At 61.3% G+C, this 13,569-nt stretch carries 22 protein-coding genes and 2 pseudogenes; 2 read left to right on the top strand and 22 right to left on the bottom strand.

What is annotated here, in order from left to right:
• Positions 1-191, top strand: a pseudogene (locus ABFX50_RS37900) (hypothetical protein); the annotation flags it as partial.
• A gap of 135 nt (positions 192-326) precedes the next feature.
• Here ABFX50_RS37900 and ABFX50_RS37895 read toward each other — a convergent pair.
• The 21 genes and pseudogenes from ABFX50_RS37895 to ABFX50_RS37800 form a co-directional block, all read right to left on the bottom strand.
• Positions 327-605: a hypothetical protein gene (locus ABFX50_RS37895; RefSeq protein ID WP_346153435.1), complete on the bottom strand. Its 279-nt coding sequence runs from the start codon at positions 603-605 to the stop codon at positions 327-329.
• Positions 606-635: 30 nt separating this feature from the next.
• On the bottom strand, positions 636-875 hold the full coding sequence (locus ABFX50_RS37890) for a hypothetical protein (RefSeq protein ID WP_346153433.1): 240 nt from the start codon (positions 873-875) through the stop codon (positions 636-638).
• A 10-nt stretch (positions 876-885) separates the two neighbouring features.
• On the bottom strand, positions 886-1,188 hold the full coding sequence (locus ABFX50_RS37885) for a hypothetical protein (protein ID WP_346153431.1): 303 nt from the start codon (positions 1,186-1,188) through the stop codon (positions 886-888).
• Positions 1,172-1,531, bottom strand: a complete 360-nt coding sequence (locus ABFX50_RS37880) for a hypothetical protein (RefSeq protein ID WP_346153429.1) — start codon at positions 1,529-1,531, stop codon at positions 1,172-1,174. The genes ABFX50_RS37885 and ABFX50_RS37880 overlap by 17 nt, the downstream gene beginning before the upstream one ends.
• A 327-nt stretch (positions 1,532-1,858) precedes the next feature.
• Positions 1,859-2,041, bottom strand: a complete 183-nt coding sequence (locus tag ABFX50_RS37875) for a hypothetical protein (RefSeq protein ID WP_346153428.1) — start codon at positions 2,039-2,041, stop codon at positions 1,859-1,861.
• 13 nt (positions 2,042-2,054) lie between these two features.
• Complete coding sequence (locus ABFX50_RS37870; RefSeq protein ID WP_346153426.1) at positions 2,055-2,537, bottom strand: hypothetical protein; 483 nt, start codon at positions 2,535-2,537, stop codon at positions 2,055-2,057.
• A 195-nt stretch (positions 2,538-2,732) separates the two neighbouring features.
• Positions 2,733-2,858 carry a hypothetical protein gene (locus tag ABFX50_RS37865; RefSeq protein ID WP_346153424.1) on the bottom strand — a complete coding sequence of 42 codons (126 nt, stop codon included), beginning with the start codon at positions 2,856-2,858 and terminating at the stop codon, positions 2,733-2,735.
• Positions 2,855-3,469, bottom strand: a complete 615-nt coding sequence (locus ABFX50_RS37860) for a hypothetical protein (protein WP_346153422.1) — start codon at positions 3,467-3,469, stop codon at positions 2,855-2,857. The genes ABFX50_RS37865 and ABFX50_RS37860 overlap by 4 nt, the downstream gene beginning before the upstream one ends.
• Positions 3,462-4,247: a metallophosphoesterase gene (locus tag ABFX50_RS37855; RefSeq protein ID WP_346153420.1), complete on the bottom strand. Its 786-nt coding sequence runs from the start codon at positions 4,245-4,247 to the stop codon at positions 3,462-3,464. The genes ABFX50_RS37860 and ABFX50_RS37855 overlap by 8 nt, the downstream gene beginning before the upstream one ends.
• Positions 4,244-4,558 carry a hypothetical protein gene (locus ABFX50_RS37850; RefSeq protein WP_346153418.1) on the bottom strand — a complete coding sequence of 105 codons (315 nt, stop codon included), beginning with the start codon at positions 4,556-4,558 and terminating at the stop codon, positions 4,244-4,246. Before ABFX50_RS37850 ends, ABFX50_RS37855 begins: the two co-directional genes overlap by 4 nt.
• Positions 4,539-4,760, bottom strand: coding sequence for a DUF3310 domain-containing protein (locus ABFX50_RS37845; RefSeq protein WP_346153416.1), 222 nt, complete (start codon positions 4,758-4,760; stop codon positions 4,539-4,541). The genes ABFX50_RS37850 and ABFX50_RS37845 overlap by 20 nt, the downstream gene beginning before the upstream one ends.
• Positions 4,760-4,924 carry a hypothetical protein gene (locus ABFX50_RS37840; RefSeq protein WP_346153414.1) on the bottom strand — a complete coding sequence of 55 codons (165 nt, stop codon included), beginning with the start codon at positions 4,922-4,924 and terminating at the stop codon, positions 4,760-4,762. Before ABFX50_RS37840 ends, ABFX50_RS37845 begins: the two co-directional genes overlap by 1 nt.
• Positions 4,921-5,580, bottom strand: a complete 660-nt coding sequence (locus ABFX50_RS37835; protein ID WP_346153412.1) for a toprim domain-containing protein — start codon at positions 5,578-5,580, stop codon at positions 4,921-4,923. The genes ABFX50_RS37840 and ABFX50_RS37835 overlap by 4 nt, the downstream gene beginning before the upstream one ends.
• 16 nt (positions 5,581-5,596) lie before the next feature.
• Positions 5,597-5,713 (bottom strand): annotated as a pseudogene (locus tag ABFX50_RS51520) (CHC2 zinc finger domain-containing protein); the annotation flags it as partial.
• A 49-nt stretch (positions 5,714-5,762) separates the two neighbouring features.
• Positions 5,763-6,011 carry a hypothetical protein gene (locus ABFX50_RS37830; RefSeq protein ID WP_346153410.1) on the bottom strand — a complete coding sequence of 83 codons (249 nt, stop codon included), beginning with the start codon at positions 6,009-6,011 and terminating at the stop codon, positions 5,763-5,765.
• Positions 6,011-6,223 carry a hypothetical protein gene (locus ABFX50_RS37825; protein ID WP_346153408.1) on the bottom strand — a complete coding sequence of 71 codons (213 nt, stop codon included), beginning with the start codon at positions 6,221-6,223 and terminating at the stop codon, positions 6,011-6,013. Before ABFX50_RS37825 ends, ABFX50_RS37830 begins: the two co-directional genes overlap by 1 nt.
• Positions 6,174-6,527, bottom strand: a complete 354-nt coding sequence (locus ABFX50_RS37820; protein WP_346153406.1) for a hypothetical protein — start codon at positions 6,525-6,527, stop codon at positions 6,174-6,176. The genes ABFX50_RS37825 and ABFX50_RS37820 overlap by 50 nt, the downstream gene beginning before the upstream one ends.
• 207 nt (positions 6,528-6,734) lie before the next feature.
• Complete coding sequence (locus ABFX50_RS37815) at positions 6,735-7,529, bottom strand: DnaB-like helicase C-terminal domain-containing protein (RefSeq protein WP_346153404.1); 795 nt, start codon at positions 7,527-7,529, stop codon at positions 6,735-6,737.
• 13 nt (positions 7,530-7,542) lie between these two features.
• Positions 7,543-8,097, bottom strand: a complete 555-nt coding sequence (locus ABFX50_RS37810) for a hypothetical protein (protein WP_346153403.1) — start codon at positions 8,095-8,097, stop codon at positions 7,543-7,545.
• 25 nt (positions 8,098-8,122) lie between these two features.
• On the bottom strand, positions 8,123-8,959 hold the full coding sequence (locus tag ABFX50_RS37805; RefSeq protein WP_346153401.1) for a RecB family exonuclease: 837 nt from the start codon (positions 8,957-8,959) through the stop codon (positions 8,123-8,125).
• 510 nt (positions 8,960-9,469) lie between these two features.
• Entirely contained in the window at positions 9,470-9,910 is a 441-nt protein-coding gene (locus tag ABFX50_RS37800) for a helix-turn-helix domain-containing protein (protein WP_346153399.1), read from the bottom strand.
• A 612-nt stretch (positions 9,911-10,522) separates the two neighbouring features.
• On the opposite strand from ABFX50_RS37800, the gene ABFX50_RS37795 reads away from it, so the two are divergent.
• The gene (locus ABFX50_RS37795; protein ID WP_379505459.1) at positions 10,523-11,305 is read left to right on the top strand and encodes a pirin family protein; all 783 of its coding nucleotides are present in this window, start codon (positions 10,523-10,525) and stop codon (positions 11,303-11,305) included.
• Positions 11,306-11,740: 435 nt separating this feature from the next.
• Here ABFX50_RS37795 and ABFX50_RS37790 read toward each other — a convergent pair whose 3' ends face one another.
• Positions 11,741-13,540: a recombinase family protein gene (locus ABFX50_RS37790; protein ID WP_346153395.1), complete on the bottom strand. Its 1,800-nt coding sequence runs from the start codon at positions 13,538-13,540 to the stop codon at positions 11,741-11,743.
• Between the last annotated feature and the right edge of the window lie 29 nt (positions 13,541-13,569).

The following is a 13,569-nucleotide window of genomic DNA, read 5'->3' as shown; positions in this document are numbered from 1 at the left end:
GAAGCTCCGCTGCTGCCCCCTCAAGACTGGGCACCTGTGCAAGGCCATCGCCGTTCTGCAGAACTACGAAGTCGCCCGAGGATGAAAAGAGGTCAGTCTTGAGGGAACTCAAGCAAGCGGGCCTCGTTGAGGCGTACTCGGGTAGCGGCACGTTCGTCACGGAGAGGCCAGCCGGCGACTCCGGCGAGTGATCACGAAGGGAGGCCCCGCCGTAACCATTTGGATCAGTCCCAAAGGGATTGATGGTCGCGACGGAGCCCCGCAAGGACTGTACCTGTTGATCTCGGAAACACAGAAACCCCCGCCAAGGCGAGGGTTTCGTGCTGCTAGCGCCTACGCTCTCGGGCCTGCGCTATGACCCGGCCGATCTCCTGGAAGAGATCATCCTCGCTCCGTAGAGCGCCCCACTCGTCCCGCAGGACGAGCATCATGGCCATCCGGAGGCCGTCACAGATGCCCGCGTAGTAGCGGGCCTCATCTGGCGTTTGCGCCTTCTCGCGGAGGTCTTCGTTTCGGAGGACGGCAACCGCGTATCCATGGAGAAGTCCCCTCCGGGTGTGCGTGTTGACCTCTTGAAATCTGCCGTGCATCGATGATTTGGACATCGGTATCCCCGCGGATTCCCTTTCGGTGTTCTACTTCAAGTGCTTCGCGAGCAGTTCGGCCAGAGGGTCCCTGTCCCCGTACCAGAACTGCTTCAGAGAGAGCATGAGCGTCATGAACAGTTGAGAAGCGGCCTCTTCGTCGAGCCAAGCCGTGTTGGTGCTGGACGACTTTTCGTCTGCGCGATAGGTCGTTTCGACCCGGATGACAGCCGAACCGTCTTCGACGCGCTCTAGGACGGCCTTGGCTTCGGTGCTTACTACTCCACGCATGGGGGCTCTCCTAAAGGTTGATTCGGCGTCCGTCGCGCGGCGTGGGAGCCAGAACGATTCGATCGACGTTCGGCTTCGTCGGCTTCCCTGCCGGGACGTAGCCGTCCGAGTAGGCGAGTGGCCTAAGGGTCACCACGTGACTCCAGTAGCCGCCGTCCATCTTTTCCCGCCACGTCGCATCGACCTTTGTGACGATGCCGTAGCCGAGTTCGCCTGTGTTGCCGCTACGCCTGGCATAGAAGACGTAGTCACCGACTCCGTATGTGTTGCCGATCATGTCGACAACCGTTTCGCTGTCAGAGAGCATCAACATCGATACCGCCCTTGGACAGCATCTTGGCGATCTCCTCGACCACTTCGGCGCGGGCCTGGTCCCTGAACGCGTCCGGGTACCGGCACTTCGCGCCAGCGTTACCGGCGCGCTCGCGCAGCTTCATCGCCCGCCGCTTCAGGTCCTCCAGGAGCTTGGTTCGCGCAAAGTGCGTGTTTTGAACGTCTTTCCTGCTGACCCACTCGTCGCTCTTGAACGCGTAGAGATGGCCCGCCATCGAGGGGTTGAGAGAGATCACCATCGAGGGCAGATACGGGCCGCTGTCGCCGTACTGGGTGTATCGAACGCTTTGGATGCTCTCTAGCGGGATTTCAACCTCGTTCATATCGCCTCCAGGGCATAAAAAGGCCCTGACCTCTGTCGCACGGAGGTCAGGGCCGGATTAGGGGCTATCTATCTATGAAGCCAGTGGACAAACTTGCCCGCCCACTCCTCTGCATGTAGTCCAAGGGTCACCAGGAGGACGTACATGGTCGTCATGAACATGATGCCAAGCATTTTCCCGCCCTCCCGATTGGTGCCGCCCATCCATTAGGGGCCATAGATCATCCGCGTGTCAAGCTGTATGCCCCGGTAAGGGTTACCTAAGGCTCTGCTGTCACCTGGAGTCCCTTATAGGCGTCCATGGCCCCAGAATGGCCCGTAGGCCCGTCTAGACCCAGGCGGGGGGCGGCTGACCCGTCTTCTTGACGTAGGCCGCGATGGCGTCGTCAGCCTCTCGTACCCGCCTCTGGGCGGCCCTACTCGCCTCCAGGAGTTCCACCGGCAGTGTGTGTGTCCCGTCCCCGCTTCGGAAGACCACCAGGCCGCCGGTGTCTGAGTCGACTTCGATCACGACGCGCACCTTGTCAGACAAGGGCGATCACCCGATCTCCAAGCTGAAGCTGTAGGCCGATCGAGGTCCAGTTGGATTCGAGGTCGTGGGTGTCGTCGTCGGCGCGGACAGTGACCACCCCCGTCTGTCCCCTCGTCCGCATGTCCGCGAGGCGATGCCTTAGCCACTCCTCAAGGCCAGGCCGCAGGCGCTCAAGCAGAGCAGGCACGTAGGTCGCGACGGCGGCCTCGTCCGCAGTCGGCAGCGAGCTGGCGGGCGCGGAGGTGTTCACCGCGGATTCGTTCGGGAACTCTGCGCCCTCCGCGAGCTGGCCCGTCTCCTCGCAGTAGCGCTGAACGCGGTCAGCCACTAGCCGCGCCGCCTCCTGTGCTTTCTCCCACTCCTTGAAGAGGTTGCTAGGGATCTCGACCACCGGCAGAACCCAGCGATCCTCTGGCACCTTCATAAGCCTGATCTCCTCAACGAGGTCCATCGCTACGCGGGTGTATCCGGTCACGGCTTCGCCTTCCTAGGGGGACGGCCCCGCTTCGCGGGCACCGGCTTGTTCGCTACCTGTTCCACGGGAGGCTGTACGGCCTCCGGCTCCGGTGCCGTGTGGCAGACCCATCGGTCATCCCTCCACACGTAGTGGTCCTCGTTGGCTTGGAACCGCATACAGACGATGCAGAACATGGGCGGCTCTGGCCGCTCCTCACCAGTGGGTGATGTACCAGACAACAGAGATCAATCCTCCAAACACAGTCGCTCCGATAACCGTGAGAAGCAGGCAGCCGGTCAGCATCACGCAGCCGCTCGGGGGGTCCTCGTGCTTGCTCATACGCCCTCCATGGCTCGCGTCCCATGGATGGCTGCAGCGTTCGTGAGGACCTTCCGCGCCCCTGGACCCTGGTGCTCGACACGAGCGCGGCTGTTGCCCGCGATGGTGCCGTTCAGGATCGCCGCCAGGTGCTCCGAAGCCCGGTAGAACGCCCTGCGCTCCGAGTCTTCGAGGCGATCCCCCGCGTACTTCCTCGCGATCAGGTCCCTGTCGCGATAGTTGAGCTTGCTGAACGCCTTGAACAGGTCGATGAACGAGATTGACGCGTCTTCGGAGTGAAAGAACTCCTGAGTGACGTCGAAATCGGCCCTGTACGCCCTTTCGAGAAGGTCCCGCACTTCGGCCGGCGTGTAGTAGTGCTCATCGGAGTAGTACATGAAGTCGCGTACCTGCTTGTTGCAGTATGCGATGCCTTCGGCGTACATCACGGCCCACAACCAGCGTTCGTTGTCGGCGTGAAGGTCGTAGCGGGCCTCGTTCTTCAGAATCTTTTCGACGATGTGGCCGCTGATGTCGTCAGCGTCAATCCCGACGTAGTTTCGTGCGGCGACGCGGGCAGCGTCGTCAGCGATGGCGAGTGCCCGCTTGATCGCCTCGTCAGTCTCAAACATAGGTCTCCTTTCGGCTCGTGTACCAACTCCCTTCGAAGATGAACGAGCCGTCGTTCTTCATGGGGACGGGGATGAGTTGAACGTGTTTGCCGTCTACGTATGCGGCGCCAAACCCGCTCTGCCAATTGGCCATACCGTTCTTCAGGTAGGCGGGTGTTTTGCCGGGGCGGACGTCCATCATGTGTCCGACCTCGAAACCGGTGTACGTGGTGCCCCTGCCGTCGTAACCGCGCGTCTCCCCGCTGATGCCGAGCCTGTGGGTGTGCCCCATGACCAGGTTTGAGTTCGTCTTGAGGGCGGCCAGGCCCGCCGTACGGCCTGCGATGTCGGAGAGGGTGAACCCTAGGTGTCCGTGGGTGGCGACCCATCCGGGGGCGAAGCTGTAGAACGCAGGCTGCTCTACGATTCCGAACCCGTCGAAGTCCAGGAGGGTTCCCACGTGGAAGGCTTTGGATTCAGAAAGTGCGGGGGCGTACCGGGAAAGGTAAGCACGCGGCCGAAGGTCGTGGTTTCCTTCGATGAAGGAGATGTCTCGTTCGTGGACTCGGCGGATGTCGGCGAGGACTCGCTTTCCAGTCTCCGAATCAGCAAGGACATTCGTTTGGAACTCCAGTCGAGTGCCCTTGCTCCATGACGAAGGTTCCGGATAGTCCATGAAGTCACCAATGATGATGATCTCATCTGGCTGCCATTCCTTGATGAAGTGGTGGAGTGCCCGCACCTGTAGCGGGTTGTGGTACGGGATCTGTACGTCCGAGTAGAAAAGAACCTTCCTCAACGCTCCCCCTCCGGGATTGGGCGGGTCGCGTAACCGAGGTGGAGATACACCTCGTACGAGTCTTCAAACTCGGGGTCCTTGTAGACCAGGAGACGGCCAAGCGTCATGTACGTCTGAGGTCGGTCGACCACGTGAAGCTGCGCGAGCATCTTCGTGGCCATGGCCTCGATTTCGTGGCCTTCAGGCGTCCGTACCGTCTTCTCTTCCGGGAAGGCGTACGTCCAGCCCATCAGCTTGAAAAGGGCCTCCGTGAACTCCAGAGGGAGTTCCCACGTGTACTCGTAATCGGTCTCATCCGTTGCTTGCTTCATGTCGTCCAATCTCCCGTTCGATGTACCACTTGGCCTTTCGCAGGTCCTCTAGTGGGTCTTCCGTCTTCAGGCCGGCCCTCCACACGTACTTGAACACGTTTCCAAGGTTGAACCCGAAATGCTCCGCTACCTGAATGCATTCGATCCCGGAGGGGTGAGAGGTGTAGTGGGCAGGGCGCTCGATGTGGTCGTCTCCGTACATCACCACTCCACATAGACGACAGCCCATGTGGCTGTGTCCTCGTCCGCTTGCTCGCAGCCGTCCGCATAGCCGTCCAGGTAGTCAAAGTCTGTGCTTTGCGTCGCCCTACGGCGGTAGCCGTCCCGATAACCCTGGTCGTATAGATCCTCACTGGTTGTCTTCATGCCCCCACCTTTCGCAATAGGGCTTCCTGTCCATGCATCACGAAGAATGAATTAACGTCGTGAGAGCGTTCCTCGCCGTTGTCGTCGATGTACGTGCCCATGTCGATCACGCGGGCGTTCTCCAACTGTTCGGCGATTCCCCGCCCGAACTTGTGGCCCGCATCGTCTCCGTCGACGGGGATCAAAACTTCCTGGTACGGCTTGAAGATCAGAGCCCAATCGTTCCGCCACGTGTTCGCGCCTGGTATCCCGATGGCCGGTACGCCGACTTCGTGAAGGGTGATCGAGTCGATTTCCCCTTCGGTGATCCACATGGCTGACGTGTAGCGCTCAATCGCCGCCGTGTTGTACGGCCTTGGCTTGTCGCCTGGCAGCGTCAGGTACTTCGGTCCGTTGTCCCTCAGGTTGCGGAATCGAATCGAAAGCGTGTCCCCGTTGGGGGCGATGTAGGGGATTGCGAGCATTCCCTTATACGCCTCATGACCCGGCAACGGGTCGCCGACGACGCCGAGACGAAAATAGGTCACGCTGTCCCACGACAGGCCCCGAGTCGTCGTCAAGTAGTCGACGGCGAACGCGTCCTCTGTCAGCGCCTCCTGGTAGGTTTTCCTCGCTGACTCCAAGAATGTCCGCCGCTCTTTGGACGGCACCGGCATAGTCGGTCCCCTCAATCGTCATGATTAGCGAAATGGCGTCACCGCGGATTCCGCAGGCGTGACAGTTGAATCCGGTTTCGCAGATGGAGGCGGACGCCTGCCGATCCCCGTGGAAAGGGCACCGGCAGGCCATCCATTTATCTCCTGCGTCCGGGATGTGTCCCGGCTCTTGGGCTAGCGCCTCAAGAACCGGCCGTACCGGAATTCGAAGCATCCGACTCCGCCAGGTCATCGAGGTCGAGAACCAGAAGGGAGATGTCGTAGGAGTCGAAGAGAATCCACAGGCCGGTCTCTGCGTCCTGCGCCTTCACGAGGTCTGCGCCAGGGTTGAAGGTGACGGAACCCTTAACGACTGCCGATCCGCCCTGGGGCTTTACGTGGATGCCGACGACGTTCGCCCAATCCTCGTCGCTGATCGCGTTCAGGTACATCAGGCGTTCTCCTCGTCCTTCTTCTCGGCCCCGAAGATGGCACCGATGACCGAACCCACACCGACGATCACGCCGTCACCGGCTTCGTCGTATGCCGTGTAAACCCACTCGTCGTTGTCGAGTTCGAGTGAGCCGACCGTGATAGGCATCGGGTCGTTACTCTCAAGCAGAAGGCCGTACACGCGGTGGCGCAGCTTCCCCGGAATGATCATGTTCCAGCTCCTTGACTTGTGCCTTCAGCTTTTTGATTTGCTTCTCAAGTTCGCGTAGATGGGCCATCAGTTCCCGACCCTGTTCCAGGGTCATGACAAAGAGGGAAAGTTCCACCGCTTTGCCACGCATTTTGCGGATGACGGCCCACCAACGCGTCTTGTTGTTCGCCGCTTGCTGTTCGGTTTTCGTGAACCATTCGAGCCAGCGGTCTTGCTGCGTGTTTTTGCACTGAAGCGTCCACCCGGGCACTCCACCCAAGTCGCCACGGTCATTAGCTCCATACATGGAGCCGTTCCGTTTCACCTTGGGGAACGCTGGGGACAGATAGTCCCTTGTGGCTACCTCATAGGTGTAACCCAGTGCTTTGTTTCGTCTACCGTTCATTTGCCCCCCAAGGTTCTGGGGGCTTTCCGGCTGTCCTCTGTTGAGTTATCAAGGTGCGTTTCCTGCGTGGTGATCACTTTAGTAGGTCCCACCCGCAAGTGCATAGCTGGATATCTGTGAGCCTCGTCACACTCGGGGGATCTGAGTTTCCAGCCACATCCGCGACAGGTCGGCACCGATAGGGATCGAGAAAGATCCATCGGCGGCGGCCTGGCCCGCACGGTTCTTCACGATGGCCACGTTCATGGAGGTGCCGCTACCCCAATACCTGTTGAGCGTGGCAATCAGCACGGGAAGTTTCGAGATTTTGCCCCGAAGACCCGACAGGGGAACAACTAGATCGCCCGATTCATACTCTCCGACGACGTGGTGCAGTCCGAGCACCATCGCCCCCGTCTTGCGCGACAACTGGTGGAGCCAGTCCATCACTTCTTCGAGCCCCTGGAAGCCGGGTTGCTCGCTGTAGATGTTCGACACGTTGTCGACGATGATGATGCCCGGCCACTGGCCGAAAGCCCATCCGAACGACATGACGTGAGAGTTCACCTCATCGAGAGACGGCGCGGAATCGAATACGAATCGAATGTGCCTTGCCTCGTTCAGGGCGTTGTCGTATCGTCCAACGTCCTTACGGGCAATGGCGTCATTGATCGTCGCCAGCTTCTCGCCTGTCACCATGGCGGCGGCACGCGCATACTGCGTTGTCGCATCGCTGTCCATGGAGAAGTACAAGGTGGGTATCTTCGCCCTCAGAGCGAGGGTGAGGGCGAAGACGCTTTTCCCGACGCCCGGTGCGGCTGCCACGAGGTGTAGCTGCCCGAACCGGAATTCGACTCCTTCGAGCCAAAGGCGTTCGAAGACTGTGGGTACTGGCGTGCCAGCGTCGCTATCTAGCTCTCTGGCCCGTTGGAGAACCCACACGCCTTAACGCCTCCTAGACCTTGGGGAAGTTGCTGGCCTTCGTGCAGTCGTTGTCGTTCATGGCGCACTTCCAGAACGCCGCGTACGGCTTGCCGGTCCTCTGCGAAACGCCGCCCGGCTTCACATCGGCCGGCCTCTGGTGACGGGCACAGATCGGGGCGTTCATGCCGGGGGGCGGACCCTGCGGGGCGGGCGCCTGATACTGCTGCTGCTGCTGGTAGGCGGGCTGCTGATGCTGGCCCCCATATCCGTAGGCAGCATCGGCCGGGGGTGCCTGGTACGGGGCGGCCGGGGCCTGGTAGGGCGCGGGCGCGGCCTGTGCTTCGTAGTTTCCGTTCCACGCGGCCTGTGCGGGCTGCGCCTGCTCCTGGGTGATGGGCGTTGCCCCAAGCTCCTGGCCGAGAGCGACCATCGCGCAACCCCTCTGAAGGACGCGACCCACCAGGGAAAGCAGGTTGTCATCGACGTCGCGCAGCTCCCTGACGTTGTCGCCAGGGGAACCCTCCGTCGTCCAAATGGACGCGTACGAGTAGTCACCGCTGCCGGGAATCCGGATTTCGATCTTCAAAACGATCCTCCTGTTTCGATCTTCTTTAGTAGGTCCCGAGCATGGGAACACCAGGTGGCGGTGTACCTCCAACTTGGGGACAGTGTCGGGCGACATCACAGGTACGGCAGTGATCGCCAGGGTTGGGGATGTAGATCTCAGCCGATTCGGCTTCGTCCATCATCTGATACCAGGTGTTCACCTGTTGCCGGGTGAACCTTCCGAGGTATTCGGGTGCTGACGGCTTGCCGTCCTTACCCATCCAGAAGTCGCCCCATTGGCAATCAACGCCGTATCGGTCGTTGACCGCCCACCGGTAGGTGGCCAACTGGAAGCCACCTACCGGCTTCTTCGAACCGGTCTTGATGTCCCGGACGAGGAGATCCCCCGTCCGGGGGTCTTGCATGATGAGGTCAATGAACCCGAGAACCTCAACGCCCCCGAAGGGTTCCCGGAACTTGACCTCGACGGCCGGTTCGCCGCTGTCGGGGAGGGTCCAGACCGTAAGGGGATCGGTCTGAACCCACAACAGGTACGAACGGACCTGATCTAGACCTCGGGCGAACCGATCTTCTAGATCCTTCTCGGGCCGCTTGTTGCCCGACTTCATCCAGGCATCAAGGTCGCCCTCTGCTTCAAGGGCGGCTTCAACCTTTTCTGTCCAAACCTCTCGATAGCGGTTCAACACGGTTTCGTCATCCGCGGTGCGTCTCGATCGTTCAAAGGTCTCGATGGCTGCGTGTACCGCCGTCCCCTGAATGCTCCAGGCCGCAGGGCTCTGCGGGAGTCGCAGCACACGCTTCAACAGGTAGCAGAGACCGCACGCGGAGTATGAATTAAGTTGACTCACGCTCCTGTGCTTGATTTGGGGCTCCAACAGCATCCCTCCAGTAGACGGCGCTCACCGTGCGCCGCTGATGGTCGGGGATGATTTCAAGGCGTTTCCACGCCCTCAGACGCCTATTTACCGATCCGGAGCAGACGATGTAGCCCCAGAGCGATCGATAGGTGACCTGGGTGAGCGTGCCGTGTGTGCTTGTAATCTCATAGACGGTCACATTGTCTCCATTGAGTACAATCCGCCCACATCCATAGATTTCGGTCAAAAGGACCGGTGACTCGATGATCACCCCTCACTCTCCCCGAGCTGGTGTCACCGATTCACTGCACGCGCCTTTTCACCCCCAGCTCTAAAGGCAACGAAGCGCCCGCCGGGTCACGGAGGGCATACGCTCGCCCGCCCCGTGCGTGCGGCGACCTTACCGCAGGACTTGACCGGGATGTCCAGTCCCGTAGGGGCTTCGTGGTGCTCATGCCCTCAAGTATGGATCTTCCTTAGTAGGTCCCACAACCTCGAAACATGTGATGTCGATCACATGTTCGAGTGTTAACGCTAAGGCTGGGTAGAACCCGAGCGCTTGCGGCCTTGGACGGCAGCATCATAGACACGCTTGATGTGCCAATTGTTTTTGTCTGCGGGGATTTCACGCCATTGATCGTCATAGGTAATATCCATGTCGTCTTCAATGAGTGAACGAGCCCATGCGAATGCGGAATTTCGCTCGGCTGGCGTGGTTGCATTATGGCCTTGGGCCGATTGGCTCAATAGGCGCAAGTATTGCGCTTCTGTGGTCATAAGATGCGGCTCGCGGACTCGCCATGGAATTGCAGCAGCATGCGAAAGTTGTTCGCGAGTTAGTCCGAGCTTATTTAGGCGTCGATATAGAGATGATTTACCGATGCCTAGAATTGAAATAATTTCTGCTCGTTGCTTGCCCTGTTCAACCAGGTCTCTAATGCGATCGTCGAGGGAAGTCATCGCCGTACCGATCATGTGTTCGAATCCTTTGCAGGGAATCCGTCGCTCTAAGAATCCCTTGTCGCTGTGTGCTCCGCAAGCGTAATGATCTTTGTGTGCCGTCGATCACATGACCTCCTTGTCCTGCGCGACAGGCATGCCGATACCTTAGCGGAACACGCTGTTGGTGCCGTCTTTTCGGACGCTTAAATCTCCCTTAAATGGGTCAGCCACTAGCGCTGATTAATGCAACCAGTCTGCGGATTGCGGACAGGACCAGAACTCCGATTTGCCCGATCCGGCCGGTTCTCGCGCCCGTCTACCCGACTGTTGCTCAACCTAACGAATGTGGGCCTTTGGGGGATTCTGCCAGGATCGTGTGACCTTGGCCACAGGTGACAACCTCAGGGCTTGCTGCGCGTCCAGGGTGGCCCCCGCGCGTCACCAGCTCGTCGGCGCACTCATCAATAGGTGCGGCCGGGCTCATCGATGACTCATCGATAGGCACGATCGGGACAACACATGACGACCGATACGGACACATCACCCAAATCAGACATGCCCCTCGACCTGCTCTGATGTGTTCCCATGTGTTCTCAGATCAAGATCTTTTCCCAGTATCACGACCCGTTCATCATGATGGACCAGATGGGTGAGGTGGAGTACCAGCCTGGGGAGCCGAAAGGGACCCCGTGGCACCCGCACCGCGGCTTCGAGACCGTCACGTACATCATCGACGGGATCTTCGACCACCAGGACTCCAACGGTGGTGGCGGCACGATCACCAACGGCGACACCCAGTGGATGACGGCGGGCTCGGGCCTGCTGCACATTGAGGCTCCGCCGGAATCGCTGGTCGTGTCCGGCGGTCTCTTCCACGGGCTCCAGCTGTGGGTGAACCTCCCGGCGAAGGACAAGATGATGGCGCCGCGCTACCAGGACATCCGCGGCGGCAACGTCCAGCTGTTGACCACGCCCGACGGCGGCGCGCTGCTGCGCGTGATCGCCGGTGAGCTGGACGGGCATGCCGGTCCCGGTGTCACGCACACGCCGATCACGATGATCCACGCGACGGTGGCGCCGGGTGCGGAGGTGACGCTGCCGTGGCGGGAGGACTTCAACGGGCTGGCGTACGTGCTGGCTGGCAAGGGCTCGGTTGGTGCCGAGCGCCGTCCGATCCATCTGGGCCAGACTGCGGTCTTCGGGACCGGCGGTTCGCTGGCCTTCCGCGCGGACGAGAAGCAGGACTCCCATACGCCGGACCTGGAGGTCGTCCTTCTCGGCGGGCAGCCGATCCGCGAGCCGATGGCTCACTACGGCCCGTTCGTCATGAACACCAGGGAAGAGCTTCAGCAGGCGTTCGAGGACTTCCAGAAAGGACGGTTGGGCACGATCCCGGCCGTGCACGGGATGTATGAGGGCGGACTGTAGGGCTCGCCGAAGCTACATGCGGACGAGCCCGGACAGGGCAGGGCTCGTTCCGCGCTTGCTGCCGCCTTCTTGATCTCCTGGTGATTGGCCGGGTCGGTGACCTGCGGGGATCTTCCCCGTGGGGCCCTGAACTGGCCTTTTGCTGTTGACTGGAGCCTTGCGATCTTGAAGGCGGCGCTTTTGTCTCCTCGCAATAGCGCATCGGCTTCGTTGGCCAGTTCAGAGGGGTTCCGGGCCATCTCGAAGTCCTTGGCTTCCACGATGAAGATCATCCTCCGACCAAGGTTGATGCCTATGGCGTCGATGTCGCCGAGGTCGTCTCCCTGGGGTGACATGAGGCGGCGGCCTGCGATCTTGCCGACGCTGTGGGCCGTGACGGGACAGCCTACGTCGGCCGGGGCTCTTTCGGCTTCTTTCTCGTACTCATTCCCTCACTCATCTCGGTTCAGCTGCGCGGCAGACCCCTACCGCGATCACCTCCCTCTGCCGCGATTCGTCGGCCTCTGCGCCGTCGCCCTCGGTCTGTTCCGGTCGTACGAACTCGACCGTCGCTCGCTTCTCAACGGGCGTCGACCTTCCCGCACCGGACGCCTTGCTGACTGTGACCCTGCGCACGAACAACTTGACGAAATCCCGGCGCTCCTGGGTCGTAGCCGCCTCCCACCACGAACCCTCGCCTACCGGATCGACGTCCCCAGCACCCACGGGCAGCCACAGGTGGATCGGGAGCGTGGGCGTTACAGCCTCCTCCAACTCGACAAGACGGGCTTCTGCCCTATCCATGCGCCCAAGGAGTCGTTGCCTGCGCTCGCGGAACCGGCGGCGTCCGACGGGGTCGTCGTAGTCGCCAGCCTCCTCCCGGTCGTACAGTTCCTCCAGTGTGTGTTTGGCATCGGCGCGTTCGGCGACGAGACTGCGGCGCTCACCCACGATCTCCGGCTGTTCCGTCTGGACCGCGTGCCGCCGAGCGGCCTCGGCGAGGATGACCGCCGTCCCGGGGTCGTCCTCGGCCGTCTGGATGACGGCGAAGATGCGCCGCGCAACGTACACGTCCAGCGTCTGCATGCTGATGGTGCACTCGCCCTCGTGTTGACCCGGCAGTGCTTTGCGGCGGCGGCAGCGGTAGGCGGCCTTGTTGGGAGTGGTGGCGCGGTGCGACGTCATCACTGCCCCGCAATCGCAGAAGAGGACGTCCATGGCGGAGAGGACAGCGTGGCCACGCGCTAGGCCCTTGCCCTGACCCCTGCCGTCTAGCCACTTCTGCAATTCGTGCCAGTCGTCCGGCGGGATGATCGGCGCGTACGCCTGGACCGGCTTCATGGTTTCGGGGTCGCGCTCGATGCGGTAGCTCTCGATGGTGCTCGTCAGCTTGCCGTCCTCTCGGCGCTTGTACACCGGGGTCGCCGCGTAGCCCGCGATGCGCGGGTCGCGGAGGATGCGCATGGCCGTCTTCGGATCCCAGACGCTGTCCTTCGTCTTCTTGCCGACTCGCTGGCCCTTGGTCGGTACGCCGTCGGCGGTCATCTGGGCACAGACGCCCGTGAGGGAGCCCGGGTGTCGGCGTCCCCCTCCCGGCCGGTACGGCATGTCTTTGTGCTCCTTGATCCGTGCCCACATGTCCCGGATCACCGGCACCTCGTCCGGATCGGGCTCCAAGACATGGATCACGACGGGCCTGCCGTCGGGCGTCGTACGCGTCGCGGGGACCATGTGAAAGCCGTACGGCGGCTTGCCGCCCACGTAGCCACCGAGTTCACGGGCTGTCCTTTTTGCGCCCCGCACCGCGTCGCTCTTGTTCTTGCTCTCGCTGTGGGCTGCGTCGAGCCGCAGAATTAGATGGATCAGATCCATCAGGTTGCCCTTGCGGAACTCGCCCTCGGTGAGGCTGACGATCGTCACGCCGAGGTTGAGCAGCTCCGTGACGATGGGGATGGCGTCCAGCGGATCCATCCGGGACAGTCGACTGATGTAGTAGACGGTGATCAGGTTGATCCGGCCCCCGTGGCAGTCCTTGAGCAGCCGGTCGAAGTCCGGGCGGCCGTCGCCCGTGAACGCCGATAAGCCGAGGTCCTCGTACTCGGTGATGCTGACGGCCCCGCGCCGCTTCGCCTCGGCCACACCCGCAGCGCGCTGCGTGACCGTGCTGACCTCGGACTTGTTGGCGCGCCCCACGGACTGACGCCCATAGATCCCAGCATGGATGTCCATGCCGGTCACCACCCCTGGTCTGATCACGGGGGGACTCTAGCTGATTTTTTGGCCCC

The sequence above is a fragment of the Nonomuraea recticatena genome, assembly GCF_039533245.1.
GTDB lineage: Bacteria > Actinomycetota > Actinomycetes > Streptosporangiales > Streptosporangiaceae > Nonomuraea > Nonomuraea roseola.
This window is presented reverse-complemented; position numbering and strand designations above follow the sequence as displayed.

What these genes read in the sequence shown, in the direction of transcription:
- ABFX50_RS37895 (WP_346153435.1), bottom strand. Translation starts at nt 605, where the DNA reads ATGTCCAAATCATCGATGCACGGCAGATTTCAAGAGGTCAACACGCAC.
- ABFX50_RS37890 (WP_346153433.1), bottom strand. Translation starts at nt 875, where the DNA reads ATGCGTGGAGTAGTAAGCACCGAAGCCAAGGCCGTCCTAGAGCGCGTC.
- ABFX50_RS37885 (WP_346153431.1), bottom strand. Translation starts at nt 1,188, where the DNA reads ATGTTGATGCTCTCTGACAGCGAAACGGTTGTCGACATGATCGGCAAC.
- ABFX50_RS37880 (WP_346153429.1), bottom strand. Translation starts at nt 1,531, where the DNA reads ATGAACGAGGTTGAAATCCCGCTAGAGAGCATCCAAAGCGTTCGATAC.
- ABFX50_RS37865 (WP_346153424.1), bottom strand. Translation starts at nt 2,858, where the DNA reads ATGAGCAAGCACGAGGACCCCCCGAGCGGCTGCGTGATGCTGACCGGC.
- ABFX50_RS37860 (WP_346153422.1), bottom strand. Translation starts at nt 3,469, where the DNA reads ATGTTTGAGACTGACGAGGCGATCAAGCGGGCACTCGCCATCGCTGAC.
- ABFX50_RS37850 (WP_346153418.1), bottom strand. Translation starts at nt 4,558, where the DNA reads ATGAAGCAAGCAACGGATGAGACCGATTACGAGTACACGTGGGAACTC.
- ABFX50_RS37845 (WP_346153416.1), bottom strand. Translation starts at nt 4,760, where the DNA reads ATGTACGGAGACGACCACATCGAGCGCCCTGCCCACTACACCTCTCAC.
- ABFX50_RS37840 (WP_346153414.1), bottom strand. Translation starts at nt 4,924, where the DNA reads ATGAAGACAACCAGTGAGGATCTATACGACCAGGGTTATCGGGACGGC.
- ABFX50_RS37835 (WP_346153412.1), bottom strand. Translation starts at nt 5,580, where the DNA reads ATGCCGGTGCCGTCCAAAGAGCGGCGGACATTCTTGGAGTCAGCGAGG.
- ABFX50_RS37830 (WP_346153410.1), bottom strand. Translation starts at nt 6,011, where the DNA reads ATGTACCTGAACGCGATCAGCGACGAGGATTGGGCGAACGTCGTCGGC.
- ABFX50_RS37825 (WP_346153408.1), bottom strand. Translation starts at nt 6,223, where the DNA reads ATGATCATTCCGGGGAAGCTGCGCCACCGCGTGTACGGCCTTCTGCTT.
- ABFX50_RS37805 (WP_346153401.1), bottom strand. Translation starts at nt 8,959, where the DNA reads ATGCTGTTGGAGCCCCAAATCAAGCACAGGAGCGTGAGTCAACTTAAT.
- ABFX50_RS37800 (WP_346153399.1), bottom strand. Translation starts at nt 9,910, where the DNA reads ATGATCGGTACGGCGATGACTTCCCTCGACGATCGCATTAGAGACCTG.
- ABFX50_RS37795 (WP_379505459.1), top strand. Translation starts at nt 10,523, where the DNA reads ATGGGTGAGGTGGAGTACCAGCCTGGGGAGCCGAAAGGGACCCCGTGG.